The organism is Streptomyces rubiginosohelvolus, assembly GCF_014649875.1.
GTDB classification, from domain to species: domain Bacteria; phylum Actinomycetota; class Actinomycetes; order Streptomycetales; family Streptomycetaceae; genus Streptomyces; species Streptomyces rubiginosohelvolus.
Map to the genome: position 1 here is coordinate 271,942 of NZ_BMTW01000008.1, position 26,980 is coordinate 298,921.

15 protein-coding genes are annotated in these 26,980 nt (G+C 73.3%); 5 read left to right on the forward strand and 10 right to left on the reverse strand.

The features are described from left to right. Positions 1 to 137 precede the first annotated feature (137 nt). The 4 genes from IE134_RS20170 to IE134_RS20185 form a co-directional block, all read right to left on the reverse strand. A complete protein-coding gene (locus IE134_RS20170) occupies positions 138 to 1,028 on the reverse strand; it encodes an LPXTG cell wall anchor domain-containing protein (protein ID WP_189431261.1) in 891 nt (296 codons plus the stop codon). A gap of 329 nt (positions 1,029 to 1,357) precedes the next feature. After that, positions 1,358 to 2,464 (reverse strand): peptide chain release factor 2, encoded by a 1,107-nt coding sequence (gene prfB / locus IE134_RS20175; protein WP_030708835.1) that lies wholly within the window; start codon positions 2,462 to 2,464, stop codon positions 1,358 to 1,360. A gap of 102 nt (positions 2,465 to 2,566) precedes the next feature. Continuing rightward, positions 2,567 to 3,811 (reverse strand): serine/threonine-protein kinase, encoded by a 1,245-nt coding sequence (locus IE134_RS20180; protein WP_030708837.1) that lies wholly within the window; start codon positions 3,809 to 3,811, stop codon positions 2,567 to 2,569. Between the two features lie 225 nt (positions 3,812 to 4,036). Continuing rightward, positions 4,037 to 5,722 carry a serine/threonine-protein kinase gene (locus IE134_RS20185; RefSeq protein ID WP_098894782.1) on the reverse strand — a complete coding sequence of 562 codons (1,686 nt, stop codon included), beginning with the start codon at positions 5,720 to 5,722 and terminating at the stop codon, positions 4,037 to 4,039. A gap of 491 nt (positions 5,723 to 6,213) precedes the next feature. On the opposite strand from IE134_RS20185, the gene IE134_RS20190 reads away from it, so the two are divergent. The 5 genes from IE134_RS20190 to IE134_RS20210 all read left to right on the forward strand — a co-directional run bounded on the left by IE134_RS20190 (position 6,214) and on the right by IE134_RS20210 (position 16,304). Further along, on the forward strand, positions 6,214 to 9,951 hold the full coding sequence (locus tag IE134_RS20190; protein WP_189431263.1) for an FHA domain-containing protein: 3,738 nt from the start codon (positions 6,214 to 6,216) through the stop codon (positions 9,949 to 9,951). A gap of 206 nt (positions 9,952 to 10,157) precedes the next feature. Next, positions 10,158 to 11,522 (forward strand): ABC transporter substrate-binding protein, encoded by a 1,365-nt coding sequence (locus IE134_RS20195; protein ID WP_030708843.1) that lies wholly within the window; start codon positions 10,158 to 10,160, stop codon positions 11,520 to 11,522. 100 nt (positions 11,523 to 11,622) lie between these two features. Next, positions 11,623 to 12,909, forward strand: a complete 1,287-nt coding sequence (locus IE134_RS20200) for a carbohydrate ABC transporter permease (protein WP_030708845.1) — start codon at positions 11,623 to 11,625, stop codon at positions 12,907 to 12,909. Further along, positions 12,906 to 13,868, forward strand: a complete 963-nt coding sequence (locus tag IE134_RS20205; protein WP_189431265.1) for a carbohydrate ABC transporter permease — start codon at positions 12,906 to 12,908, stop codon at positions 13,866 to 13,868. The genes IE134_RS20200 and IE134_RS20205 overlap by 4 nt, the downstream gene beginning before the upstream one ends. Before the next feature lie 204 nt (positions 13,869 to 14,072). After that, the gene (locus tag IE134_RS20210; protein WP_030708852.1) at positions 14,073 to 16,304 is read left to right on the forward strand and encodes a bifunctional glycosyltransferase/CDP-glycerol:glycerophosphate glycerophosphotransferase; all 2,232 of its coding nucleotides are present in this window, start codon (positions 14,073 to 14,075) and stop codon (positions 16,302 to 16,304) included. A gap of 49 nt (positions 16,305 to 16,353) precedes the next feature. Here IE134_RS20210 and IE134_RS20215 read toward each other — a convergent pair whose 3' ends face one another. From IE134_RS20215 to IE134_RS20240, 6 genes are all read right to left on the reverse strand, one after another. Next, positions 16,354 to 17,496, reverse strand: coding sequence for a glycosyltransferase (locus IE134_RS20215; RefSeq protein ID WP_098894785.1), 1,143 nt, complete (start codon positions 17,494 to 17,496; stop codon positions 16,354 to 16,356). Beyond that, complete coding sequence (locus IE134_RS20220) at positions 17,493 to 20,357, reverse strand: bifunctional glycosyltransferase/CDP-glycerol:glycerophosphate glycerophosphotransferase (protein WP_098018130.1); 2,865 nt, start codon at positions 20,355 to 20,357, stop codon at positions 17,493 to 17,495. The genes IE134_RS20215 and IE134_RS20220 overlap by 4 nt, the downstream gene beginning before the upstream one ends. Further along, complete coding sequence (locus tag IE134_RS20225) at positions 20,354 to 23,842, reverse strand: bifunctional glycosyltransferase/CDP-glycerol:glycerophosphate glycerophosphotransferase (protein ID WP_098894786.1); 3,489 nt, start codon at positions 23,840 to 23,842, stop codon at positions 20,354 to 20,356. The genes IE134_RS20220 and IE134_RS20225 overlap by 4 nt, the downstream gene beginning before the upstream one ends. Before the next feature lie 217 nt (positions 23,843 to 24,059). Further along, the gene (locus IE134_RS20230) at positions 24,060 to 24,926 is read right to left on the reverse strand and encodes a TylF/MycF/NovP-related O-methyltransferase (protein ID WP_179888074.1); all 867 of its coding nucleotides are present in this window, start codon (positions 24,924 to 24,926) and stop codon (positions 24,060 to 24,062) included. Between the two features lie 11 nt (positions 24,927 to 24,937). Beyond that, positions 24,938 to 25,729, reverse strand: coding sequence for a methyltransferase domain-containing protein (locus tag IE134_RS20235; RefSeq protein WP_189431267.1), 792 nt, complete (start codon positions 25,727 to 25,729; stop codon positions 24,938 to 24,940). 40 nt (positions 25,730 to 25,769) lie between these two features. After that, complete coding sequence (locus tag IE134_RS20240; protein ID WP_189431269.1) at positions 25,770 to 26,957, reverse strand: CDP-glycerol glycerophosphotransferase family protein; 1,188 nt, start codon at positions 26,955 to 26,957, stop codon at positions 25,770 to 25,772. Positions 26,958 to 26,980 lie beyond the last annotated feature (23 nt).

The window sequence follows — 26,980 nt, forward strand, 5'->3', positions numbered from 1 at the left end:
CGGGAGGCGTCGTACGCCCTCCCGGGCCCTTCGTCATGCCGTGCTGCGCCGCGTACGGGCCTGATCCGCGCCCGCTACGCGCCGGTAGGGTCCGTCACGGTCCGCGGCGGACGTCGCCGCGGACCCGACTGCCGGACCTAGGCGGCCGTGCGACCGCCGCCGACCAGACGCGGCAGGATGCGGAAGCCGATGCCGCCCGCGATCATCGTCGCGGCGCCGATGACCAGGAAGGTCGTCTCGGCCGCACCGGTCTCGGCGAGCTCTTCCTTGCCCTTGCTCTGCTCGACCGGCTTGTTGCCGACACTGTCGGTGTCGGTGTTGTCGGTGCACTCGGCACCGTCGAGGTCGACGGTGCAGCCGGCGTCGTCGCCACCGGTGGTGGAACCTCCGGTCGCGCTGCTGCCGCCCTGGTCGCCGCCACCGGAGGTGCCGGAACCGCCGGTGTTGCCGGAACCGCCGCTGTTACCGGAAGCGCCGTTGTTACCGGAGCCGCCGTTGTTACCGGAACCGCCGTTGTTACCGGAACCGCCCTGGTCGCCACCCTCGACAGCGCCTTCGACGCCGCCCTGGTCGCCACCCTCAACGGCGCCCTCGACGCCGCCCTGGTCGCCACCCTCAACGGCGCCCTCGACGCCGCCCTGGTCGCCACCCTCGACAGCACCCTCGACCGCGCCTTCGACGCCGCCCTGGTCGGCACCCTCGATCGCGCCCTCGACGCCGCCCTGGTCGCCACCCTCGACAGCACCCTCAACGGCGCCCTCGACGCCGCCCTGGTCGCCACCCTCGACAGCACCCTCGACCGCGCCCTCGACGCCGCCCTGGTCGCCACCCTCGACGTCGCCCGGGTCGGCGCCGCCGATCGGGTCGTCGCCGTCGAGCGGGCCCGTCTGGACCTGGACGTCCGCGACGCCGGTGTCGACGCCGATCTCCAGCGCCTGCGCCGCACCGGCCGCAGTCAGCGAGGCACCCGCGGCAATGACCGCACCAGCGGCTATCCGCGCGACGCGCACACGCGTCTTCTTCGTCATCTGTTGCTACCCCCAGTAGCCGATCTCGTCAGTGGAGCAGCCATATGCGGACAGCGGGCCCTGGGGGTATCGCTCCGGCAAGGCCACGTCGTGTCGTGGTCACCCCGCCCCGCCCCCCGGTACACACCCGCCCCAGACATACGCATGCTGCTCTAGCACCCTGGCCAGAGTTAAGGATTACGTCAAGGCCGTTCCGTGCACTAGGCACCGATATGAGGGGTGTTGACGGCTATTCGGAAGCGTGACTGTGACGCATCGGGCACAGATCCTCCCCAACGCAGGAGGGCCCGGACAGACACTGTCCGGGCCCAACCTCCGTACCGCTGAAGCTACTTCTCCCGCTGCTTGCGCCAGCGGATGCCCGCCTCGACGAACCCGTCGATCTCGCCGTTGAAGACCGCTTCGGGGTTGCCCATCTCGAACTCCGTACGCAGGTCCTTGACCATCTGGTACGGGTGGAGGACGTACGAACGCATCTGGTTGCCCCAGGAGTTGCCGCCGTCGCCCTTGAGCGCGTTCATCTTGGCCTGCTCCTCCTGGCGGCGGCGCTCGAGGAGCTTCGCCTGGAGGACGTTCATCGCGGACGCCTTGTTCTGGATCTGCGAGCGCTCGTTCTGGCAGGAGACGACGATGCCGGTGGGCAGGTGGGTCAGACGGACCGCGGAGTCCGTGGTGTTGACGCCCTGTCCGCCGGGGCCCGAGGAGCGGTACACGTCCACGCGCAGCTCGGACTCGTCGATCTCGATGTGGTCGGTCTGCTCGACGACCGGGAGCACCTCGACACCAGCGAAGGACGTCTGGCGGCGGCCCTGGTTGTCGAAGGGCGAGATGCGGACCAGCCGGTGGGTGCCCTGCTCGACGGAGAGCGTGCCGTAGGCGTACGGGACCTGGACGGCGAAAGTGGTCGACTTGATGCCGGCCTCTTCGGCGTACGCGGTCTCGTAGACCTCGGTCTTGTAGTTGTGCTGCTCGGCCCAGCGGAGGTACATGCGCTGGAGCTTCTCCGCGAAGTCGGCGGCGTCGACGCCGCCGGCCTCGGCGCGGATGGTCACCAGGGCCTCGCGCGCGTCGTACTCGCCGGAGAGGAGCGTGCGGACCTCCATCTCGTCCAGCGCCTTCTTCACCGACTCCAGCTCGGCCTCGGCCTCCGCCTGCGCGTCGGCGTCGCCCTCGGCCTCGGCGAGCTCGAAGAGGACTTCGAGGTCGTCGATCCGGCCGCGCAGGGCCTCGGCCTTGCGGACCTCGGCCTGGAGGTGCGAAAGCTTGCTGGTGATCTTCTGGGCCGCGTCGGGGTCGTCCCAGAGGGACGGCGCCGCTGCCTGCTCCTCGAGCGCGGCGATGTCCGCCCTCAGCGCATCCAGGTCCAGGACGGCCTCGATCGACCCCATGGTCGAGGAGAGGGACTTCAGCTCTTCGGAAATATCGACGACTGCCACGGGTCCAGCGTAACGGCTGGGCGGATGAAGCTTGCCCTCACCCGGGAACCGGCCCGGAATCGGACCCGGACAAGGGACTCCCTCACGGGGTCGGGGACTCGCTCACGGGGACGCCGGGGCCGAGTTCTCGCTGTCCTGGGGCGTCCCGCCCCCGTCGCCGCCGCCGGTGGCCAGCCAGCCGCCGACCGCGACGGCCGCGCAGAGCAGCACGGCCGCGGCACCCAGGGTGATGCGGCGCTTGCGGACGGACGCCGCCTTGTTACGGGCGGAGCCGGGGCGGGGCCTGCCCGGGGCGCGGGGGGCGCGGGCCGTGCCGAGGGGGCCGCCCGCCAGCTCGTCCGGGGCCGGGACGCGCATGCTCGTGTGGGTGTCCCGGTTGGAGTCGGGGGCGGAGCCGGGCACCAGCGGGACCGCGCCGCGGCGGCGGGGTTCGTCGGCGGCCGGGGTGTACTGCTGCTCGTCGTAGCCCGGGGCCTGCTCGCTCTCCTCCGGACCCGGCTCGTCCACCTCCAGCGGCGGTATCCCCGCCAGCAGGGGCAGCAGATCGCGCAGCCGTACGGCCAGCTCCGATGCGCGCAGCCGGGAGGCGGGGGCCTTGGCCAGGCACTGGACCAGGAGCTGCCACAGCTCCTCGGGGATGCCGGGGAGCGGGACGACGGTCTCGGTGACGTGGCGGCGCAGGACCGCGCCGGGGTGGCCGCCGCCGAAGGGCGTGAACCCGGCGAGCAGCTCGTACAGCACGGTCGCCAGCGCGTAGATGTCGACGGCGGCGCGCGGCGGGAGGCCCTCGACGATCTCGGGCGCCAGATAGTCCGGTGTGCCGATGATCTTCGTGGCCTTGGTGCGGCGCGGGGTGTCGATCAGCTTGGCGACGCCGAAGTCGGTGAGGAGGGCGGGGTGGGCGCCGCCGGGGCCGAGCGGGCCCTCCATGTCGAGCAGGATGTTCTCCGGCTTGACGTCCCGGTGGACGATCTGGGCCTTGTGCGCGGCGGCCAGCCCGTCGGCGACGTCCGCGATGATCGCCACGGCGGCCTCGGGGGCGAGGCGGCGCTCGCGGTCCAGACGGGTGCGCAGGTCGGTGCCGCGTACGAGGGTCATGACCAGCGCCAGGTCGTTGCCGTCCACGACGAGGTCCCGGACGGCGACCACGTGCGGGTGGTCGAGTCCGAGCAGGGCGGTGCGCTCCTGTACGAAGCGGCCCACGAGCTCCTGGTCGGACGCGAGGTCCTCACGGAGCAGCTTGATGGCGACCGGGCCCTCGGGCCCCTCGCCGAGCCATACCGTGCCGGCGCTGCCGCGCCCCAGGATCTGGTGGGCCGTGTACCGGCTGCCGATATTCCGTGCCAAGACTGCTCCCTCAGCGGCTGGCGGTGGACCCCCGGTCGACAAAGTTACGCGGCGTTCGGGGTGTCACGCGCCCAGGATGGCACCGACCTCGGCTTCTCCGGGCGGAATGGGCCCGGAGAAGTCGACAAAGAGACAGCATTGCGGGTCAGGACCCGGTTGTGAGTCGGGCCGCGGCCGGGCCTTCGGCGTACGGGTCGGACCGCGGCCGGCCCTTCGGCGTACGGGTCAGGCCCCGCCCGAGCCTCCGGCGCTGTCGCCGAGCTTGGAGAACCAGTCGGTGACCGTGCCGATCGCGTCACCGATCGCTTCCCAGTAGCCCTTGCCCTGGGCGACCCAGTCCTGGAGCGGGGTCAGCTCCCAGATCAGCCAGCCGGCGACGACGAGGAGCACCAGGGTGAACAGGCAGCCCTTGAGGCAGCCGAGTCCGGGGATGCGCATCGGGTTGGCGCTGCGCTGCCGCGGCGGACGCGGCTCGCGCGGCGGCCGGGCGGCCGGCTGCTGGGGCTGCTGCGGCTGCGGGGGCGCGTACTGCTGCCGCTGGGGCTGCTGCGGCTGCTGGTAGCGCTGCGGCTGCTGTTGCTGCTGTTGCTGCTGTTGGTACGGGTACTGCTGCTGGAGCGGCTGCTGCCTGCGCTGTGCGGGCTGCTGCCGCTGGGGAGGCTGCTGCGGCGGCTGCTGGCGCTGGGGGCGGCGGCGCAGCGGGTCCTGGCTCGGGTCCAGGTACTGCACCTGGGTCTGCTCGTTGCGGTCGCGGGCCGCCTGGAGCTGCGACTGCCAGGGGTGCGGGCCGTCCGGCTGCGGCGGCCCGTCGGGGCGCTGCGGCACGGGCGGCATGACGGCGGTGGGGTCGGCGTGCCCCTGGTTGCCGCCCTGGCCCTGTCCTCCGGGGCCGGTCTGCGGGAGCACGCTGGTGGCCGCGGCGGGGTCGTAGGAGCCCGCGTTGCTCGGCAGCACCTGCGTGGGGTCGGCCGCGCCCGGGGTGTCCGGGACGGCCGTGGGCGCCGGGTCGGGGGCGAGCAGGGCGCCCACCCCTTCGGCGGCGGCGATCTGGGCGGAGTTCGCGTGGATGCCGACGCCGGAGGCGACCGTACGCAGACCACGGGCCAGGTTCTCGGCGCTGGGCCGCTGGTCCGGGTCCTTGCGCAGGCAGCGCTCGATGACCGTCCACAGCGGGTCGGGCACGGTGGAGGGCCGGCGGGGCTCCTCGCTGAGGTGCCGGTGCAGGACTTCGAGCGCGGTGCCGCCGGCGAACGGCGGCCGGCCGGTGACCAGCTCGTACAGCAGGATGCCCGCGCCGTAGATGTCCACGGCGGAGGTCTGCGGGCGGCCCTCGGCGGACTCCGGCGCCACATAGGCGGGTGTGCCGACGAACTCGTGCGTCCGGGTCAGCCCCGGGGAGTCGGCGAGCCGCGCGATGCCGAAGTCGGTGAGCATCGGAGTCATGCCGCCGTCACGCTCGTCGAGGAGCACGTTGGCGGGCTTGAGGTCGCGGTGGACGACGCCGTCGGCGTGGCTGGCCGCGAGCGCGTCCGCGATCTGCGCGGTGAGCAGGGCGGCGGCGACCGGGGTGAGCGGGCCGTTCTCGCGGAGGTAGCGGTGCAGATCGGGGCCGTCGATCAGGTCCATGACCAGGGCGAGGAGATCACCCTCGACCACGAGGTCCCGGGTGCGCACGATGTTCGGGTGCGTGAGCCGCAGCAGGACCGAGCGCTCCCGCAGGAACCGCATCACCACGTCGGCGTCGTTGGCCAGCTCCTCCTTGAGGACCTTGATGGCCACGGTCTCGCCGGGCTGACCCGCGACGGCCGCCTCGGCGCCCGCGGTCTCCCGCTGCCGGGCTCGCCAGACGGTGCCCGTGGCACCGCGCCCGAGCGGCTCCTCGAGCAGGTACTTGCTGCCTACAGGCCGCACGTCATGCGCTCCCTGCTGATCGTGGTGCTTGCGGACCCCGGGGGGTGTCGTACCGCTGGGCCCGCCCGAATGTTCCGGCCCACTGTAATGCCGCCGAACGGGGCACCGGGGGCTCGCGTTTCGAGGGAAGACGCGAAGACCCGGCGGAAGGTTGCCGCACAGCTGATCACAGGCCGGTCAGGCGTTCGGCGATCCGGTGCGGGTTTCCGCCCGGCGTACGGCAGATAACCCCTGGCAAACCCTCCGAGCGGCGGGATTCGGACGCAAGCAGGCACTTTTGCGCCCACAGCCGACCATTCAAGATCATTTAAAGGTGACCGCCGGGCGTGTTGTCAGTGGCAGGTGCGAGGATGCCTCCAGCACGGATCTGCGGGCTCGGAGTCCCACGGTCCGTGACGACCTGTACGGACGACGTGTCCGTGCCGGGTGGGGGGAATCACAGGGCGTTTCCCCTGCCGGGCACCCCCGCGCAGAAGGGACCGCCGACGGCGATGCAGATCCGGCTGACCGTCCTCGCGCCGCGCAGCGGCCAGACCCCGGCGCGCTCCTGCGACGTGCTCGTGACCGCCCCCGCCGGGACGGCGCTGGCCGCCGTGACCTCCCAGCTGGCCGCCGCCGTGTCGGGGCCCGAGAGCTCCCAGGGCGGCGGGGCGGTCGTGCTCTTCGCCGGGCGGGACCGGCTGGACGGGCACCGCATCGCGCTGGGTGAGCCGCCCCTGGTGGACGGCGCGGTCCTCTCCCTCCAGGTCCCCGGCGACGACGAGGCGACGGACGACGCCGTTCCGGCCCAGCTCCATGTGGTCGCCGGCCCCGACGCGGGCGGCGTCCATCTGCTGCACGGCGGGCAGATCCGGATCGGCCGCTCCGCCGACGCGGACGTCCCGCTCGACGACCCCGACGTCTCCCGGCTGCACTGCGCGGTGACGGTCTCGGACGACGGCCGGGTCTCGGTCGCCGACCTCGGCTCGACGAACGGCACCTCGCTGGACGGCGTCGAGGTGCGCGAGCGCCCGGTCCGCCTCGCCCCCGGCGCGCTGCTGCGGCTCGGCGAATCCACGCTCCGCCTCACCTCGGGCTCCCGTCCGGCGACGCTGCCGACGGCCCCGGACGGCGAGGGGCACCTGCGGGTGACCCGCGCCGAGACGGGGGCCGCCGCCCCGGGGCAGGGCACCGGTGCGCCGTTCGCCGCGCGCACCCCCGACCACGGCGGCCAGGGCCCCGCCCAGGCGTACGGCGCGCCCGCCGCCGCCTCGTCCGCCTCCTCCGGGACGTACGGAGACCTGGATTCGTCCCCGGCCGAAGCCTCCTGGCCGGAGCACGCCGAGGCCGGCCCCGGTGTGTATGAGGGCGGTGGCGCCCACGCCCGCGGCGAGGAGGCCGCGGCGACCGCGGCTCCCCGGCGCGGCATAGGAGCCTGGGCGCGGCGGCTCAAAGGCGGCGCGAAGACCGAGCCGGCGGCGGGCCCGGAGGCCGGGTCCGGGGAGCGTGCTGATGCGTACGGGTCCACCCGCACCCCTGCCGGTCCGGGCGCCCAGGCGGCGTACGGCACCGGTGCGTACGACTCCGGGGCGCAGGGGTCCTCTCCGTATGAATCCGAGGCATACGGCTCCGACGCATACGGAACCGGTACGTACGGCTCCGGGGCACGCGGTTCCGGCGGGTCCGGCGATCTGGCTGGCGGCCCGTCGGGGGCCGGGCATCTCGCCTCACCGGCCTCCCCCGGCTCCCCCTTCTCCGCGCTGCCCTCCGCCCCCGAGGGCACCTGGCCGGACCCCGCGGCCGTGCTGCTGACCGCGCTCGGCCCGGGGCCACGGCTCTGGGAGCGCCACCCGGCCCACCCGGAGGCCCTGGTGGTGCGGCTCGGCACGACCGACCGGGCCGAGGTGCCCGCCGTGCCGGTGACCGTGGGGCTGCGGGAGGCCGGTTCGCTCGGGCTCGCCGGTCCACGCGCCCGGCTGGCGGGTCTGGCCCGGGCGACGGTGGCGCAGCTCGCCGCGCTGCACTCCCCGTTCGACCTGGAGATCGTCCTGATCTCCACGGACCGTTCCCGCACGCTGGAGGAGCGGCGGCGCGAGTGGTCATGGCTGGGGTGGCTGCCGCATCTGCGCCCGACGCACGGGCAGGACTGCCGGCTGCTCCTCGCGTACGACCGTGAGCAGGCGGAGGTCCGGGCGGCCGAGCTGGTGCGCCGGCTCGACGAGGGTCCCCTCGGTCCCGGCTGGCCGCATCTGGACCGGGCCGCCGTGGCCGAGGCCGCCCGCGCCCATACGGGCCCGCACACGGTGGTCGTCCTGGACGGCGACCCGGGTACGGCGTTCCTGCGCGAGACCACGGCACGGCTGGCCGGGGCGGGCGCGGCCGCCGGGATCCATCTGATCTGCCTGGCCGAGACTCCCGCCGCCTCCCCCACCTCGCCGGTGGCCGCGACGTACGAGGCAGCCTGCCGCGGCTCCATCGCCTTCCGGGAGTGCGGGGCCGTCGCGATGCTGAGCGGGGACGTGGCCACGGCGTTGCGCCTGCTGCGTACGGCGGGCGGGCAGGCCGCGGGGCACGGGACGGTGGCCGCGGTGGACGCGGTGTCGGCGGCCTGGGCCGAGCGGTTCGGGCGGGCGCTCGCGCCGCTGCGCGAGGAGGGCTCGGCCGCGCTGGCGGGCCGCCCGACGACCGCGGCCCTGCCGCCGTCCGCCCGGCTGCTGGACGAGCTGGGTCTTGCCCGCGCCACTCCGGCGTCGCTGATGGCTCGCTGGGCGTCCACGGCGGAGGCCCAGCCGGGCGCTTCGGTGCCCCGGGCGGCCGCCGCGCCCCAACCCCGCGCCGACCTGGACAGCCCCAACTCCGGGCGCACCCTCAGCGCGGGACCGCGCGTCGGCCCCCAGCGCACGGCGGCCTCCCCCCACCACGACTCCGGCCGCACGCCGTACCCGGCCGCGGGCGCCCCCGACCCGGACCGCACCCCGTACCCCCCGCTGGAGGCCCGCGACTCGGGCCGCACGCCGTATCCCCCGCTCGACACCCGCGATTCCGGCCGTACGCCCTACCCGCCCCTCGACTCCCGCGACTCCGAACGCACGCCCTACCTGGGCACCCAGCGCTCCGGGTCGGAGTCCGGCGCCGAAACCCGGGAGCGAGGGGACACCACCGCGTCCACGGCCACCCCCGTCCACACCGGCCGCCCCGTCCTCGTGCTCGGGGCCGGACCCCGCGGCCCCCTCAGCGTCGATCTCGCCGACGAGGGCCCGCACCTGCTGATCGAGGGGCCCCCGGGCAGCGGCCGCACCGAGCTGCTCCGGGCCGTCGCCGCCTCGCTCGCCTCCGCGGCCCGGCCCGACCGGCTCGGCATCCTCCTCGTCGACGGCTCCGGCGGCGAACAGGGCGAGCGCGGCGAGGGCCTGCTCCCCTGTACGGAGCTGCCGCATGTCTTCGCCCATCTCGTGGCGTCCGACCCGGTCCGGATGCGGGAGTTCGCGCAGGCCCTAGGCGGCGAGCTGAAGCGGCGCGCCGAGCTGCTCGGCGAGCTGGACTTCGCGACCTGGCACGAGCGGTACGGGCAGCAGCAGGCTCAGCAGGAGGCCGCCCCCCGCATCGTGGGCCAGCGGCCACCGAGCGGTGCCGAGCGCCGGGGCGATCTGGACTCCCCGGCCAGCGGCACCCTGCGGCTGCGCCCGGCCGCCGCCCGGTCCGCGGACCCGGGGCCGTCCCCGCTGCCCCGACTCGTCGTCCTCGCCGACGACTTCGACGCGCTGGTCGCCCCGGCGCTCGGCTCCCCCGGCCGGCCCGCCGCCGGTTCGGTGGTGCGGGCGCTGGAGGCCGTGGCCCGGGACGGCGGACGGCTCGGGGTGCATCTGGTCGCCACCTCCGCGCGCCCCGACCGTACCGAGGACACCGAGCTGGCCCGGGGCGCCCGGCTGCGCATCGTGCTGGACGCGCCGGTGCTGCCGCCGTCCCCGGACGAACCGGCCCCGGGCCGGGGCAGGCTGGGGCACCCGGACGGCCGGGTGACGCCGTTCCAGGGCGGCAGGGTCACCGGCCGCATCCCGCGTACGGCGACGCTCCGGCCGACGGTCGTCCCGCTGGAGTGGGAGCGGATGGGCGATCCGCCGACCCGACGCCCGGTCCGGGAGCTGGGCAACGGGCCGACCGACCTCGCGCTGCTCGCCAGTGCCCTGGAGCGCGCGGCCCGCTCGGTGAACGCCGAACGGCTGCCCGCCCTGGTGCCGTTCACCACCTGACACCGACTCCGGGAGAGCCGCTCCTACCCCTGCCCGGCCCCGCTTCCGACATGCCCTGACATGACGTCACGAGGCCATCACGATCAGCGCTTCGAGGCCACCGGCGGTATTGCGGGGCCCGTGCGCCGGGCGTAGGACTGTGCGCACGGACGACGTGGTCCGGGCATGCGACGTGGCCGGGCGCGCAGAGAAGAAACGGGGCAGGAATGCGCACAACCTTCTCGATACGCAGGACCGCGGTCGTGTTCGCGGCGGTCGGCGCCCTGGCGCTCACCGGATGCGGGGGCGACGGCGACGGCAAGAAGAAGTCGGGCGACGACTCCGGCAAGGGCACGGACAGCGCGTCCACGGTGAAGCTGCCGAAGCTGGACGGGGAGAAGGTCTCCGTCGCCGCGGTCTGGACCGGGCCCGAGCAGGCCAACTTCACCAAGGTGCTGGACGAGTTCGAGAAGCGCACGGGCGCGGACGTCACGTTCGTCCCGGCGCAGGACCCGATCATCAACTTCCTGGGCACCAAGATCGCGGGCAAGCAGCCGCCGGACGTGGCGATGATCCCGCAGGTCGGCGCGATCCAGCAGGCGGCCGCGAAGAAGTGGGCCAAGCCGGTAGGACCCGAGGCGCGGGCCCAGCTCGGCCAGAACTACGCCCAGGTCTGGCAGGACCTCGGCGCGGTCGACGGCACCCAGTACGGGGTGTACTTCAAGGCCGCCAACAAGTCCCTGATCTGGTACAACGCCGCGGCCTTCGACAACGCGGGGGCGAGCGAGCCGAAGACCTGGAAGGACTTCCTGACCACCGCCGAGACGGTGGGCGCCTCCGGCGTCACCCCGGTCTCGGTGGGCGGCGCGGACGGCTGGACGCTGACCGACTGGTTCGAGAACGTCTACCTCTCGCAGGCCGGCCCGGAAAAGTACGACCAGCTGGCGAAGCACGAGATCCCGTGGACCGACCCGTCCGTGAAGGACGCGCTGACCACGCTGGCCGAGTTGTTCGGCAAGCCGGAGCTGATCGCGGGCGGCGCGGACGGGGCGCTCCAGACGGAGTTCCCGGCCTCGGTGACACAGACCTTCACCGGGGGCGACCAGCCCAAGGGCGCGATGGTCTTCGAGGGTGACTTCGTCGCCATCAACATCGCGCAGACCGAGGCGAAGATCGGTACGGACGCCAAGGTGTTCCCGTTCCCGGCGGTCGGCGCGGACTCGCCCGTGGTGACCGGCGGCGACGCGGCGGTGGCGCTGAAGGACAGCAAGGGCGCGCAGGCGCTGCTGACCTGGCTGGCATCGGCGGACGCGGCGAAGATCTGGGCCGAGGCGGGCGGGTTCATCTCCCCGAACAAGGGCCTGGACCTGAAGGCGTACCCGAACGAGGTGCAGCGCACCATGGCGCAGGCGCTGATCGACGCGGGTGACGACGTCCGGTTCGACATGTCCGACCAGGCCCCGCAGTCGTTCGGCGGGACGCCGGGGGCGGGCGAGTGGAAGATCCTCCAGGACTTCCTGAAGAACCCGAAGGACATCGCGGGGACCCAGAAGAAACTGGAGTCCGAAGCGGTCAAGGCGTACAAGAGCTGACGGCGTGACGACAGCGACCGCGGGGGGCGCCGGTGCGGCGCCCCCCGCCGACGACACGAGTCCGAGCCCGTCCCCCGACCCGAAGAAGCCCGCCCGGAGCGTGACCGGCACCCGCAGGGTCGTCGCGGCGGTGTTCCTGCTGCCCGCGCTGGTGCTGCTCGGTGCGCTGGTGCTCTACCCGATCGGGTATTCGGTCTACCGGTCGTTCTTCGACCAGGCCGGTACGGGCTTCGCCGGGTTCGACAACTACACCGCTCTGTTCACCGACGACACGATCCTCACGGCGGTGAAGAACAACGCGATCTGGGTGGTCTTCGCCCCGACGGTCGCCACCGCGCTGGGGCTGATCTTCGCGGTGCTGACCGAACGGATCCGCTGGGGCACCGCGTTCAAGCTGATCGTCTTCATGCCGATGGCGATCTCGATGCTGGCGGCGGGCATCATCTTCCGGCTGGTGTACGACCAGGCTCCCGAGCGCGGGGTCGCCAACGCGGTGGCGGTGAGCGTGCACGACACGTTCAACGAGTCCGCGGGCTACCCGAAGGCCCGCCCGCTGCCCGTCCACCCCCTGGAGAAGGCGGCCGGCGGGACGTTCGTGTCCAAGGAGCCGATCCGGGCGGGCGAGCCGCTGCGGGTGCCGCTGGTCGGTGTGGCCCCGGCGAAGATGCCGGGCGACGCACGGCCGGCCGAGGGTGCGCCTGCGGCCTCCGGGGACAAGATCTCCGGTACCGCGTGGCTCGACTTCACCCGGGGCGGCGGCGGGAAGCCGAACGTCGTCGACCCGAAGGAACTGGGGCTCAAGGGCCTGAAGATCGAGGCGGTGAAGGACGGCAAGGTCGTCGCCACCGCCACCGCGGGAGCGGACGGGGTGTTCACCCTGCCCGCCTCCGCCGACGGGGCCCAACTGCGGCTGCCCGCCGACAACTTCCGCGAGCCGTACAACGGCGTCGACTGGCTCGGCCCGTCCCTCGTGACGCCCGGGATCATCGGCAGCTACGTGTGGATGTGGGCCGGGTTCGCGATGGTCCTGATCGCCGCCGGTCTCGCCGGTCTGCCGCGCGAACTGCTGGAGGCGGCCCGGGTGGACGGGGCCAACGAGTGGCAGGTGTTCCGCCGGATCACGGTGCCGATGCTGGCACCGGTGCTCGCGGTGGTCCTGGTGACGCTGATGATCAACGTACTGAAGGTCTTCGACCTGGTGTTCATCATCGCGCCGGGCTCCTCCCAGGACGACGCGAACGTCCTGGCGCTCCAGTTGTACCGGTCCTCGTTCGGCACGGACGCGGACCTCGGGATCGGCAGCGCCATCGCGGTGCTTCTGCTGCTGCTGGTGATCCCGGTGATGCTGGTCAACATCCGCCGGATCCGGAAGGAGGGACGGCGATGAGCAGCGCACCGGAGAGGAACAGCGCACCGGACGTGAACACCGCCCGCATCGGCCGCCAGAAGGCGGTCACCCGGCAGCCGGGCGGCGCCCCCGAAGCGCCCAAGTCCAGACAGTCTCTCGGAGCCAGGGTCGCCGCCCGGGCGGGCGGCGGGGTGATGCGGGTCTTCCTGGTCCTGGTCGCCCTGTTCTGGCTGATGCCCACGATCGGTCTGCTGCTGTCCTCGCTGCGCGGTCCGCAGGACATCGCGGCGACCGGCTGGTGGAAGATCTTCACCGCCCCGTCCGAGCTGACCTTCGAGAACTACCAGCGGCTGCTGGACAATGCGACGATCACCGGCTCGCTCGGCAGCACCATCATGATCACCGTGCCGTCCACGGTGCTGGTCGTCCTGATCGGGTCGTTCGCCGGATACGCCTTCGCCTGGATGGAGTTCCCCGGCCGGGACTGGCTGTTCCTGCTGGTCGTCGGGTTGCTCGTGGTGCCGGTGCAGGTCGCGCTGATCCCGGTCTCCGAACTGTTCGGCACCATCGGGATCTTCGAGACGACGCTCGGGGTGGTGCTGTTCCACACGGCGTTCGGCCTGCCGTTCGCGATCTTCCTGCTGCGGAACTTCTTCGCGGAGATCCCCCGCGAACTGCTGGAGGCCGCCCGGCTCGACGGGGCGGGCGAGATCCGGCTCTTCACCCGGGTCGTGATGCCGCTGGGCGGCCCGGCGATCGCCTCGCTCGGGATCTTCCAGTTCCTGTGGGTGTGGAACGACATGCTGGTCGCGCTGATCTTCGCGGACTCCGAGTCGCCGCCGATCACCGTGGCGCTCCAGCAGCAGGTACGCCAGTTCGGCAACAACATCGATGTACTCGCGCCCGGCGCGTTCGTGTCGATGGTGATCCCGCTGGCGGTGTTCTTCGCCTTCCAGCGGCAGTTCGCCTCCGGTGTGATGGCGGGCGCGGTCAAGTAGCCCGCACCGCACGGCCGTACGCCCTCGAAGGCGCACCGCCGAAAACGTACGGCTGTACGTCAACACGGAGCGGCCCGGTTCCCCGGAACCGGGCCGCTTCGGCGTCCGGGTCCCCCGATTGCCACGTCCGGCGTAACCCTGTCATTCCATCCGACGTTTGCGCTCTGCCTGGATTTCCGCGAACGATCGACCCATGGATGTGTAGTGCCCCGGTTCTCCGTCATCGTGCCCGCATTCCGGGTCCAGGCGTATCTGCACGCGTGTCTGGATTCCGTGCTGGCCCAGTCCTTCAAGGACTACGAGATCATCGTGATCGACGACTGCTCCCCCGACGCCTGCGGACCGATCGCCGACGAGTACGCCCGCCGGGACCACCGCGTCACCGCACTGCACCTGCCCCGCAACATCGGCCTCGGCCCGGCCCGCAACGCCGGGATGGGCCGGGCGGCCGGCGACTACCTGATCTTCCTCGACGGCGACGACACCCTGTTGCCGGACGCCCTCCAGACCATCGCCGACCGCATCGACACGACCGGCGAGCCCGACGTCCTGATGTACGACTACGCCCGTACGTACTGGACGGGCCGCAGCGTCCGCAACGTCCTGGCCGCCCATCTCGACGAGAGCGGCCCCGAGCGCTTCCGGCTCACCGACCGCCCCGAGCTGCTGCAACTCCTCATGGTCGTCTGGAACAAGGCGTACCGCCGCGCGTTCGTCGAGGCCGAGGGGTTCACCTTCCCGCCCGGCTACTACGAGGACACCCCCTGGACCTACCCGGTCCTGATGGCGGCCGATTCGATCGCGGTCCTCGACGCGGTCTGCGTCTCCTACCGGCAGCGGCGGCGCGGCAACATCCTCTCCACCACCAGCGAGAAGCACTTCGACGTCTTCGACCAGTACGACCGGGTCTTCGCGTTCATCGACTCCCGCCCCGAACTCGCCCTGTGGCGGCCGGTGATGTTCCGCCGCATGCTGGACCACTTCTCGGCGCTGTTCGCCTCCCGGGACCGGCTGCCGCTGCACAGCCGCGCCGCGTTCTTCCGCCGGGCGACCGCCTCCTGCCGCCGCTACCACGCCCCCGGCGCCCCGGCCCCCCGCCGCGCGCTGCTGCGGCACGGCCTGATGCACCTCGGCGCGCGGCGCACCTACCGGGCCCTGTCGGAGGCCCAGCGCCTCGGCGGCCGGCTGCGGAAAGGAGCGGCAGCCCTGCGCCGGGCGGTGCGGGGCGCGGCCCTGCGGGCGCACTACCGCATCCAGGTGCGGCTGCCGCTGCGCACCCGGGACGCGGTGTTCACGACGCGGGGCGGCGGCGGGTACGCGGGCAGCCCGGCGGCGATCGAGGCGAAGGTCCGCGAGCTGGTGCCGGGGCTGCGGACGGCCTGGATCTGCCGCCCCGTCGACGCCCACACCGTGCCGACCGGCACCCGGCATCTGGCGCCCGGCTCCTTCGCCCACCGGACCGCGCTGGCCCGCTCGGCGTATCTGGTGAACGACGGCTCCTTCGACCGGGGGCTGGTCAAGCGGCGGGGCCAGATCCTGCTGCAGACCCACGAGGGCACGCCGCTGCGGACCGTGGGCACCGATCTGCTGGACCGGCCCGCCGCCGCCCGGGGCACGGACTTCGACGAGCTGCTGCGCCAGGTCGACACCTGGGACTTCTCCCTCTCGGCCAACCCGCACTCCACCCTCGTACGGGAGCGGGCCTATCCGTCCGCGTACACGACGCTGGAGTACGGCTCACCGCGCAACGACGTCTACCACCGCACCGGTCCGGCCGATGTGGCGCGGCTGCGCGAGACCCTGGGCATCCCCGAGGGCAGCACGGCCCTGCTGTACGCCCCCGTCCCCCGCGACTACCGGCGGGTCCAGCGGCCCTCCCTCGATCTGGAGCGGCTGGTCCGGGTCCTGGGCCCGCAGTTCGTGATCCTGGCCCGGGCGCCGCGCCCCGCCGGTCCGGGGGGCAGGGGCCGGGCGCCGCATCCCCGGATCATCGACGTGAGCGCCCACCGGTCCGCGGAGACGCTGGCACTCGCCTCGGACGCCCTGCTCACCGACTACGCCTCGCTGATGTTCGACTACGTCAACCTGGACCGCCCGGTGGTGCTGCACCTGGACGACATCGAGGCGTACGAGGCGGCCCGGGGCACGTACTTCGACATCACGGCGTTCCCGCCCGGCGTCGTCGCCCGGAGCCAGGACGAGCTGTTCGACATCTTCGCCACGGACCACTGGCGGGGCTCCCGCTCGGCGCAGCTGCGGACCGCGTTCCGGGCCCGGTTCTGTCCGTACGACGACGGGTACGCCGCCGAGCGGGTGGTGCGGCGGGTCTTCCTCGGGGAGACGGACGGGCTGCCCCGGCCGGTGCCGTTCTCCGCCCGCCGGACGCCCGCGGCCCTGCCGGCGCAGGACGGGGCCGGGGCGGCCGTCGGGGGCTGACCCGGCCCGTACGACCGGGGTCGGCTCGGCGGCGTTTCAGGAACTCCGCTCAGCGCTCCAGGAACGCGAACAGCTCCTCCCAGCGGCGCAGGGTCTCCGGCTCGGAGAACCGCTGGACGCCGGAGCGGGCGCGTGCGCCCATCGCGTCGCGCAGCCGGGGGTTGCCGGTGAGCCGCAGCAGCCGGTCGGCGAGGGCGGCGACGTCCCCGGCGGGGGCGAGGAGCCCGTCCTCGCCGTCCCGGACGATCTCCCGCACCCCGGGCGCGCAGTCGAAGGCGGCGCACGGCACCCCGCCGGCCATCGCCTCCAGCAGCGCCAGCGGGAAGCCCTCGCCCCGGGAGGACTGGACGAAGACGGAGGCGTCCGCGAGGGCCCGCTCCACGTCGTCGGTGCGGCCCATCCACTCCACGGAGCCGTCGAGGCCGAGGCCCGTGCACTGTGCCTTCAGCGCGGCCTCGTCCTCACCCGCCCCGTACACGCGCAGCGTCCAGTCGGGGCGGGCTGGGGCGACCAGGGCCCAGGTGTCCAGCAGCAGGTCGATGCCCTTCTGGTCGCTGAGCCGGCCGATGCTGGCGACGGTCTTCGCGGTGCGCGGGGAGGGCACGAGGGGGAGCCGGGAGAGGGCGTTGGGCAGGAAGCCGACGTTGTTCATGCCGTCCCCGGCCCACCGGTCGGCGTCCTCCTCGGTGAGGACGAGCCAGTGGTCGAGGTCCTTGTAGTGGTTCTTGATCCAGCGGTAGCGGTGGCTCGCGCGGGAGTAGTCGTAGGACTCGTGGCTCATCCCGATGACGCGCAGCCCGGTGGTGTCGGCCTCCCCGACCCACTCCATCGCCCAGACCTGGGTCACGATGACGACCGCGCCGGGCCGGGCGGTGGCGAAGAGCTCCGAGAGCCGCCCGACGGCCTGCTTCTTGGCGGCGACCCGTGCGGCCTCCTTGCGCCGGGTGGGGATGCGGAAGCGGTCGCGGACGCCGTGGGGGGTCCAGGGGGTCGGGGGGTGGGCGGTGTAGAGGGCGGTGACGGGGTGCTCGGGCCGGCGCGGCAGCGTCATCTTGAGGTCGGAGGCGTGGATGCCGACGGTGTGGACCCGGTGGCCCTGCTCCGTGAAGAGGCGGGCGGTCTGGTGCATCCAGGCGGTGACGCCGCCGAGTTCGTCGGTGCTGTTGGAGACGATGAAGATGTCGCGGCTCATCGGCCGGCCCCCCGGTCGTGGTCGGTGGTGTGGCGGACGCCCCGGGAGGCTGCGGGCCCGAAGACGGCGGCGACGGCGGCGCGGGCCGCGTCGCCCTGGTCGTAGGCGCCGAACCGCTCGGCGAAGGACCGGCGTTGACCGGCGTACCGGGTGTCGGACTTCTTCAGTTCCGCGAGGGCGGCGAACAGCTCGTCCTGGGTCGCGGCCACCGGCCCCGGGGCCTGCTCCCGCAGGTCGAAGTAGCTGCCGCGCTCGGACGCGTACGCCTCCAGGTCGGGGGCGAACAGTACGACGGGCCGGTCGAGGAGGGCGAAGTCGAACATGATGGAGGAGTAGTCGGTCACCAACACATCGGTGAGGGCGAGCAGTTCGCTGACGTCGTGGTGGCGGGAGACGTCGACGACGGTGCCGGGCGGGCAGACCGGCAGCCGGGCCGACTCCAGGTAGTGGGCGCGGACGAGCAGGGTGTGGGTGTCACCGAATCGCTCCGCGAACTCCCGTACGTCCAGCAGGAGTCGGCTCCTGCGCTGCTTTCCGGGACCGCCCCGGAACGTCGGGGCGTACAGCACGGTCTTCTTGTGGTCGTCGAGCCCGAGCGCCCCGGCGAGCGGCGGGCGCGGCAGCCTTCCCTCGGTCTCGGCCCGGGTGCGCTCCGCGATCAGGGCGTCGTTGCGCGGATAGCCGGTGCGCAGGAGCCTCTCCTCGGGCAGCCGGTAGGCGCGGGCGAGGGTGGTCACGTCGTGCTCGGAGCGGACGAGGAAGTGGTCGAAGCGGTCGACGGCCTGCTGGAGCCGTTCGCGCTGCGGGGCGTTCTGGAGCCGTACGCGGGTCTCGTCGAAGCCCATCCGTTTGTACGCGGAGCCGTGCCAGGTCTGGAGGTACGTGGTGTGGCCGGGCTTGCGCAGATGCTGTGGGAAGCCCTGGTTGTCGACCCAGTACTCGGCGCGGGCCAGCGCCCACAGGTAGCGCCAGGACCAGCGGCGTACGAGGCGGGCGTCGTCCGGGAATCCGGCCGGGGACGGGTCGTAGGACCAGGTGGCGTGGAGCTTCAGGCCCTGGCGGCGGATCTCCTCGTACAGGGCGCGCGGGCTGTCGCCGTAGCAGGTGCCCATGTGGCTCTCGAAGACGACGGAGCCCCGGCGCACGGGGAGGCGGGTGAGCCAGGTGTTGTAGGCGGGGGCCTTGAACCCGCGGGAGCGGTAGCGGTCGAGGCGCTTGCGCAGGGCGCGGACGAGGAGCTTGGCCTTGCGGGCGGGCCGGAAGCGGGTGGCGTAGCGGATCAGGCGGTGGGCGGTGCGGGCCGGGCGGCGGCGGGCGGTCAGCCGGAGCGCGAAGTGGTCCTTGAGCGTGATGTAGGGCTCCCAGGTGTCCCCGGCGAGCCGCCCGAGCCGGGGCCGCGCGGCGAAGCGGACCGCCCCGGCCACCTGGTCCTGCGGGGCGAACAGGTCGCTGACGCACCGGACCCCGCCGGCCTCCACGATCAGCCGGGCATCCCACGCCGTGTCGCGGACGCCGACGGGGCGCAGGCGGCGCGAGACGTCGGACCGCGCGCGCCAGGTGATCCCGTTCGCGTCGTGCCGGACCACCTCCGCCGGGAACGCGACGGCGCGCGCCCCGCCCCGGGCCCGGAACTCCAGGGTGGCGGTGAGGGGGGCGCCGGGGCCGGGTCCGGTGGGCCCGGGCAGCACGAGACGGCCTTCGAGGAGCAGGCGTCCCCCGTCGGCGGCGGCGCAGCGGGTGAGCCGGTTCATCAGCCGCATCTCGCCGAACCTGCGGTACTGGTGGCCGAGTTCGGTGATGTCGGCGACGGGCTCCTCCGCCTCCCCGCCCCAGCCGACCCGGCCGTCCGCGCCCGTCGTCAGCGGCGCGCACACGGTGGCGGGCCGGCTCAGCGCGTAGGCCGCGGCCAGGATCCCTTCGGCGTCGCCCCGGCCCAGCAGGGTCACGGCGACCCGCTCCAGCGGCGGCAGGTCCGGCGGGACGGGCCCGGTCAAGGTGCGGGCGGCAGCGGCGGCGACCCGGTCGCGGCGGACGGCGGGCAGGGCGGGGAAGGACCGGACCAGCGGCACCAGATGGTCCCGGTGGAACGCCGTCTCCCGCTCCTCGCGCAGCTCGGGCAGCCCGCGCGCGAGGAGGGTGTTGGCGACCCGGCGGTGGGCCTCGACCAGGGCGACGAGGTCGCGGGCCCGGTCGGGGACGGCCCGGCCGGTCACGACGAGCCGGCGGACCAGGGCGATCCGGCCGACCGACGCGGCGGCGAGCGGGCCGAACAGGATCTCGCCGTGCGCCAGGTCCTCCTCGTAGCGCAGCCCGTGCCGTCGGGCGGCCTCGCGGCGCAGACAGAATCCGGTCACCAGGGCGTCTCTGACGACGAGCTGGGGGGCTTCTGTGAAGCGGGAGAGGGTGCGGGAGCGGGCGAACAGCTCGCCCTGCCAGGACGGCTCCCGCTCCTTGCCGCTGTCGTCGGTGATCCGGCTCCAGCGGCCGGCGACGAGGTCGGCGCGGCTGGTCTCGCCCGCCTGCCAGAGGTTGCGGCAGGCGTGCTTCTGGAGCCGTTCGCCGCTGCCGAGGACCAGGACGTACCGGCCGGTCGCCGCGTCGAGGCCCGCGTTGCGCAGGGCCCCGGTGGTGCGGGCGGCCGGGTCGGCGTGGACGAGGCGGACCCGCTCGGGCGCGCGGGCGGCGAGAGCGCGGGCGGCGGTGCGGACGACCGGGCCGGCGGCGGAGGCGAGGACGACGAGGGCCTCGGAGCCGCGCATCGACTGGCCGAGGACGGACTCCACGGAGGCGCGCAGGGCGTCGGCCCCGCCCGGGCCCTCGCCGTCCCCGCCGCCGGTGATCACACAGCTGAAGTCGCTCATGCCCGCTCCCCCTCGACAGCCCCATCGCTCTTGAGCATCCGGTCCACGACCCGGGCGGCGGCGGTCCCGTCGTCGAGGTCGCAGAACGCCTCCCGGAACTGCTCGTACGCCTCCCGGTGCCCGGCCGTGGCCGCCTCCGGGTCGCGCAGGGCGGCCACGATCCCGGCGGATTCGGGGATCAGGGGTCCGGGGGCGCGGTGCTCGAAGTCGAAGCAGAAGCCGCGCAGGGTGTCCCGGTAGTGGGCCAGGTCGTAGGTGTGGAAGAGCATCGGGCGGCCGGTCTGCGCGAAGTCGAACATGATCGAGGAGTAGTCGGTCACCAACACATCGCTGATCAGGAGGAGTTCGGCGACGTCCGGATGGCGGGAGACGTCCCGGACGAAGTCGGTGTCGGGCACGCTGCCGCCGACGAGGTAGTGCCGCCGGACCAGGAGGACATGGTCGTCGCCGAGGGTCTCGCGGGCCTGCTCCAGATCGAGGTGGAGGTCGGGGGCGTACTTCCCGCCCTTCCGGGGCTGGTCCTCGCGCCAGGTCGGGGCGTACAGGACCACGCGCCGCCCCTCGGGGATCGCGAGCCGTTCCCGTACGGCGGCGGCGACCTTGGCCCGGTCGGAGGCGTACAGCAGGTCGTTGCGCGGGTAGCCGCACTCCAGGACCTCGCCGCCGTAGCCGAAGGCGCGGCGCAGGACGGGGGTGGAGAAGCTGTTGGGGGAGACGAGCACGCTCCACTGGGCGGACCGGCGTTCCATGGAGGCCATGTACGCGGCGTCGGCGTGCGGGCTGCCCGCGAGGTCGCGGCCGATGCGCTTGAGGGGGGTGCCGTGCCAGGTCTGGACGACGCACTGGCCCTCCGCCCGCTCGAACCATTCGGGGAGGTGGGTGTTGGTGACGATCCAGCGGCTGCGGGCCAGCGCCTGGTACCACTCGGCGCTGTGCAGGGCCACGGGCCGGACCCCGTCGGGCACGGCCGCCTGCTGGTCGCGGACGACCCACAGGTGCTCGATGTCCTTTTCCCTGGCGGCGAGTTCGCGCTGGACGGCACGGGGCGAGTCGGAGAACTGGCGGCCGTCGTAGCTGGAGTAGAGGACGGCGGGGCGCGTCGCGGCCGGGGCGACGGTACGGACCACGGCGTACCGCTCGCGTCGGACGCGCTGCCCGTACGGCCCTCGGTCGGCGGCCGGCAGGGCACTGCCGGATTCCAGGACGAGCCGGTCATGGTAGCGCCGCTGGAGGGTGAAGTCTCTGTGATTTTGCCTCTGTTGCTGCGGCAGGGTGCTGTGCAGGGGGGTGCTCAGCCGGAGCGGCCGGTACGCCTCCGGGTCCCGCTCCCCCGGCGTGCGCAGGAAGAGGTACCAGCGCCCCTCGCCGAGCGGCAGCGCTCCGCCGGGCCCTTCGACGGTGGCGGGTGCGATGACGGCCCGGAAGCCGTCGCCCTCGCCCCGCTCCGCCTCCACGGCGGCTTCCTCGTGGTGGCCGCTGTGGCGCAGGACGAGTTCGTGGGCGGTGCCCGTGGGCTCGGGGAAGGCCCCTTCGAGAACCAGTTCGCCCGATCCCTCCCAGACGGCGGAGGTGACGACGGGCTGGACGGCCCGGTCGGTGAGGACGAGGTCGCCGGAGGGGTTGGGCGCCGCGTACACCTCGCGTCCGCCGGGCAGGGCGTAGCGCCCGTCCTGGCCGTCGGACGGGGAGGCGACGGTCAACGGCTGTCCCTCTCCGATGAGTTGAACGCCCCAGATGTCGTCCTGCCCTCGGAAGGCGCTGAGCGGGATGTCCGCCGACCGGGACCCGAGCGAGCCGCGCAGGGCGAACTCCCGGGTCTCCTTGGTGCGCCACTCGGTGAGCCGGAGGGCGACAGGACCGGAGTCGCCGAGGACCTTCACCTCCAGGCGGACGGCGTCCTCGACCGCCGACTGCCCGGTGAGGACGGCGGCGACGCGTTCGGTGCGCAGCTCCAGCTTGTTGCCGGACAGGACGGGGACGATCCGGGTCCGCTCGTCGGTGTACGTCACGGCGGGCGGGGCCGGGGTGCCGACGAGCCGCATGGGGCCGCGGCGCGGCCGGCCCGCGCCGACGACGACGGCCTCCAGCTTCCACGTCGTACGGCCGCCGCTTGCTTTCCCAGCGAGCCTGCGCGGGTCGACGGTGGCGGTGAACCCGGCACGTTCGTACCGGTGCAGGGAGCGGCCGGACCGGGCGGTGGCCTCGTCGCCGCCGACAGGGCGCAGCCGCAACGGGATCAGCCGCTTCCCGGACCGCAGCCAGCCCAGGCGCGGGGTTCCGCCGGGGGCGTTGCGCACATAGGCGTACCCGGTCAGGCGCAGCAGCCCGTCCCGCCAGACGGCCTCGGTGAGGTGGGCGTGAACGGGCAGGTCGGCGGGGGTGAGGGCGGTGGCGGCGGGCGGCAGCGGGTCGCGGACGGCGGGGTGGTGAGCACGGGGGCGGAGCAGTCCGCGGACGTGGAAGGTGTCCTGGTCCTTCTTCTCGTCGGCGAGGAGGGTGAGAAGTTCAGGGAGGCGGCGTTCGCGGATGAGCTGCCACTTGACCCGCAGATGCAGGGGCAGCGAGGCGAGGACGCCGGGTTCGACGGTGGAGGCGAACGCGCCGGCGTGCTCAAGAAAGGCTTCGTGGAATTCCGCGTCGCCGTCCGGCAGGGCCTCGATGAACAGCCACAGGTCACCGGAGAGCGCATGGGCGTCGTAGCGGCGCTTGGCCTCGGCCGCCCCTCCGCCTTCGGCCGCCCCTCCTTCGGATGCCCGCTCGGCGAGGAAGTTGCTGACGGTGGTCACGGCGGCGACCCGGTCGCGGATGCCCCGGGGGACGGCCCGCCGGGTGGTGATCGAACCATCGCGGTCGCGCCAGTGGTACACGGGCTCCTCGACGACGTCGACCGAGCGGGCCAGGAAGTGGGCGGGGAGGACGACGGCGATGTCCTCGTACAGCACGCCCGTCGGGAAGGCGAAGGCGTGCTCGTCCCAGAAGGTGCGGCGGAAGACCTTGTTGCAGGCGATGCGGTCGCCGAGCAGGATCCAGTCCCGGGTGACATGGGTGGCCGGGCGGGCCTTCTCCATCGGTTTGCGGAACATCGGGGACTGTTCGAGATCCCCGTTGGCCCGCAGCCGCAGGACGTTCCCCGTGGCGAAGTCGGAGCCGGACCGGTCGAGTTCGGCGAGCATCCGGGCGTACGCGCCGGGCGGGACGACGTCGTCGCTGTCGACGAACGTCAGGAACTCCGCGTCGGGATGGGCTTCCCGAACCCCGGCGTTGCGGGCCGCGCCGAGCCCGGCGTTCTCCTGCCGGAGCAGCCGGAAGCGGGGATCGCGTTCGGTGAACTCCTGCGCAAGCGCCGGGCCGTTGTCCGTGGAGCCGTCGTCGACGAGGACGACCTCCAGGTCCGGCATGGTCTGCTCGGCGAGCGAGGACAGGCAGGCACCGAGGTACTCCTCGACGTTGTAGAGGGGGACGACGACGGTGAGACGGGGTGCCATCGCGGCGCACGATCCTTCCGGGGACTGGGGCTTCGGGGGGCGTGGAGGGGCCCGCCGGGGGCCATGGGGTACAACCCGCGCCGTGGTGACCGGTCACCCGAGGGGGTCCGTTCGGGTGACGGGAGGGGCGGAGTCGGGCGCCCGGGGGCGCGCCGGTGACGCGTTCGAGCCCCGCACCGGGAGGGCACGGGGCTCGGCACGACTGCGAAGGGCCGGGTCAGGGCTTGACGGCGATCCGGCCCTCGTCCATGCGGAGCAGGAGGAGCCGCTCACCGGTCTTCTCCAGGAACTCGTCCACCGCCTGGCGGGATCCCTGCCAGTAGCCGTAGTCGTCGATCAGGAGGACCCCGCCCGGGACCAACCGGTCGTACAGGTGCTCCAGTTCATGCTTCGTGGAGGCGTACCAGTCGGTGTCCAGGCGCAGGATCGAGATCTGCTCCGGGGCCTGCCCGGGGACGGTGTCCTCGACCCGGCCCTGCACGTAGTGCACGCGCTCCTTCGGATAGGGCACGTTCTCGAAGCCCGCCTTGACGTCCTCCAGCGACGCGACCGCCCAGATCGGCCGGTCCTTGCCCTGGGCGTCCAGGAGCTCCTGGGCCGGCCGGCCGTCGCGCCGCAGGTCCTCGGCGGTCGGCGGGGTCATCCCCTCGTACGTGTCGAAGAGGTAGAGATCGCGCTCGGTCTCCCCGACGGACAGCAGGGTCCGGGCGCACGCCTGCATCGAACCGCCGCGCCAGACACCGCACTCGACGATGTCGCCGGGGATGTCGTGCCGGGCGATGTACCGGGTGGCGAGGATGAAGGCGTTGAGCCGCTCCGGCGAGGTCATCGAGTACGGCTTGACCGCGCGGATGATGTCCTTCGCCTCGTCGTCGTAGTCCGCCGGGAAAGCGAGGGCGGGCTTCTTCGCCTGGGGCTTCGGGGCGGGTGCGGGGGCCGCCGCCGGGGCGGGACCGGCGGGGGCGGTGCGGGCGGCGGGCACCGGGACCCGCCTGAGCTGGTATCCGGTGAGCTGCTGAAGGACGCCGTTGACGGCGTTGCGCCAAGCCATGCCCCGGGACAGTACGCGCGGTTTGCGGCTCATGTCACTTTTCGTCAACCTGCCATTGATTCCGGCGCGGTTCCGGGGGCGGGCGCCGGGGCGGGCACGGAGTCCGGCTCGGACGCGGGCTCGGGTACGGGGGCGGTGGCGGGCCTGCCGCACCGGTCGCGGCCGTCGACCGGCCGGGGCAGCGGGACGCCGTCCACGCCGCCGACCCGGTTCGCCCACCACACCGCCGACTCCCGTACGACGAACATCGTCAGCCGGGGGTAGCGCCGCGGCTTGCGGAAGACGCCGACGGAGTCGCCCCAGTAGGCGGCCTTCTTGTCGATGGCCCGGTAGTCGTGCCAGATGCCCTTCTGCGGCGGGAAGTCGGTGTAGGCCTCGACCAGTTCGAGCCGGGAGTGGGCGGCGAGGGCGCGGAATCCGTCGGGGTAGTAGCGCCAGCAGTCCTGCGCGTCGTGGACATGGCCGCGCGAGGGGGCGGTGATGAACGCGTGTCCGCCGGGCTTCAGGATCCGGGCGATCTCCAGCATCGAGGCCCAGAAGAACGGGATGTGCTCGAACGCCTGCCCGGAGAGGACGACATCGGCGCTGCTGGAGCGGGCGGGGATGCGGTACGGCTTCTTCATCACCGCGTCGACGTTGGGGCCGTCCTGGACGTCGACCCCGAAGTAGTCGATGGAGTGCCCGGCGAGGAGCGCCCGGTGGGTACGGGTCTGCTTGCCGGAGATGCGCGACCCCAGGTCGACGACCCGGTAAGCGCCCTTGCCGGAGGCAGGCCCCTCGACGGGCAGGTACTCCTGGATGCAGAGTTCCATCTGCTCGTAGGCGGACCGGTGCATGGACGTCTCCCAACCTGGCGGTGTGCGTGAGCTGTCGGAATCAACGACTGGGCGGGGCAAAGGGGACGGCGAAGAACCGCCGTACGACCCGTTCCGCCGCGTGCCCGTCGTCGTACGGGCAGAACCGCTCCCGGAACGCGGTGCGCAGCGCGGCCGCCGCGGGCGAGCGCCACTCCCCCGCACGGAACACCTCGACCAGCTCGTCGGAGGTGGCGGTGACCGCGCCCGGGGTGTCGCCGGGCCGGCCGGAGAGCAGGTCGAAGTACGTGCCGCGCGTGGTCCGGTAGGTGTCCCAGTCGGGGGCGTGGACGACGATCGGGCGGTCCAGGCAGGCGTAGTCGAAGGCCAGCGAGGAGTAGTCGGTGATCAACGCGTCGGCGGCCAGGCAGAGTTCTTCGACCCGGGGGTGCGCGGTGACGTCCAGGACGCGTCCGGTCGGCGCGCTCCCCAGTCCGGCGGACCGGCCGTAGAAGTAGTGGGCGCGCACCAACACCACGTAATCCGGTCCGAGTTCGCGGGCCAGGTGCTCGGGGTCGAGGTCCGGGACGAAGCCCTCGCGGTAGTCGCGGTGGGTCGGGGCGTAGAGGAGTGCGGTCTGGTCCGCGTGGATGCCGAGTTCGGCGCGGATCTTCGCGATGTCCTCGGCGGTGGCGGTGAAGTAGACGTCGTTACGGGGGTAGCCGAGGTCGAGCCGCTGGTACGGGCCCGGGTAGACGCGGTCCCACACCTCGGTGCTGTGCGGGTTGGCGGAGAGGCTGTAGTCCCACTGGCCCACGTGCGCGGAGATCTTGGCGAAGTCCGCCTTCCGGGCCAGCTCGGGGTAGGCCCGCTGGTCCAGGCCCATCGTCTTGAGCGGGGTGCCGTGGTGGGTCTGGAGGTAGCGCTGACCGGGGCGTTTGGTGAACCCGCCGGGGAAGCTGGAGTTGTTGACCAGGTAGGTGGCGGTGGCCATCGCCCGCCAGTAGGGGCGCGAGCCCTCGATGACGTACGGCACGCCCGGGGGCATCCGGTCGCGGTGCCGGGAGGAGACGGCCCACACACCCCTGATGTGCGGGGCGAGTTCGCGGGCCTTGGCGTGGATGGCGGCCGGGTTGCAGGCGACGCCCCGGTTCCAGTACGCGCCGTAGACGGCGAGGTTCGGGTCGAGCGGGCGGCGGAGGTCGGTGCGGTAGGCGGCCCGCATGACCTGCCTGCGGACGTACCGCTTCACGGAAGCTCGGGAGGGCATGGCAGCCGAGCGTAATCCGGGAG

Coding starts and splice junctions, on each gene's coding strand:
- IE134_RS20225 (WP_098894786.1), bottom strand. CDS start 23,842: ATGGCACCCCGTCTCACCGTCGTCGTCCCCCTCTACAACGTCGAGGAG.
- IE134_RS20240 (WP_189431269.1), bottom strand. CDS start 26,957: ATGCCCTCCCGAGCTTCCGTGAAGCGGTACGTCCGCAGGCAGGTCATG.
- IE134_RS20230 (WP_179888074.1), bottom strand. CDS start 24,926: ATGAGCCGCAAACCGCGCGTACTGTCCCGGGGCATGGCTTGGCGCAAC.
- IE134_RS20205 (WP_189431265.1), top strand. CDS start 12,906: ATGAGCAGCGCACCGGAGAGGAACAGCGCACCGGACGTGAACACCGCC.
- IE134_RS20235 (WP_189431267.1), bottom strand. CDS start 25,729: ATGCACCGGTCCGCCTACGAGCAGATGGAACTCTGCATCCAGGAGTAC.
- IE134_RS20170 (WP_189431261.1), bottom strand. CDS start 1,028: ATGACGAAGAAGACGCGTGTGCGCGTCGCGCGGATAGCCGCTGGTGCG.
- IE134_RS20220 (WP_098018130.1), bottom strand. CDS start 20,357: ATGAGCGACTTCAGCTGTGTGATCACCGGCGGCGGGGACGGCGAGGGC.
- IE134_RS20215 (WP_098894785.1), bottom strand. CDS start 17,496: ATGAGCCGCGACATCTTCATCGTCTCCAACAGCACCGACGAACTCGGC.
- IE134_RS20190 (WP_189431263.1), top strand. CDS start 6,214: ATGCAGATCCGGCTGACCGTCCTCGCGCCGCGCAGCGGCCAGACCCCG.
- IE134_RS20195 (WP_030708843.1), top strand. CDS start 10,158: ATGCGCACAACCTTCTCGATACGCAGGACCGCGGTCGTGTTCGCGGCG.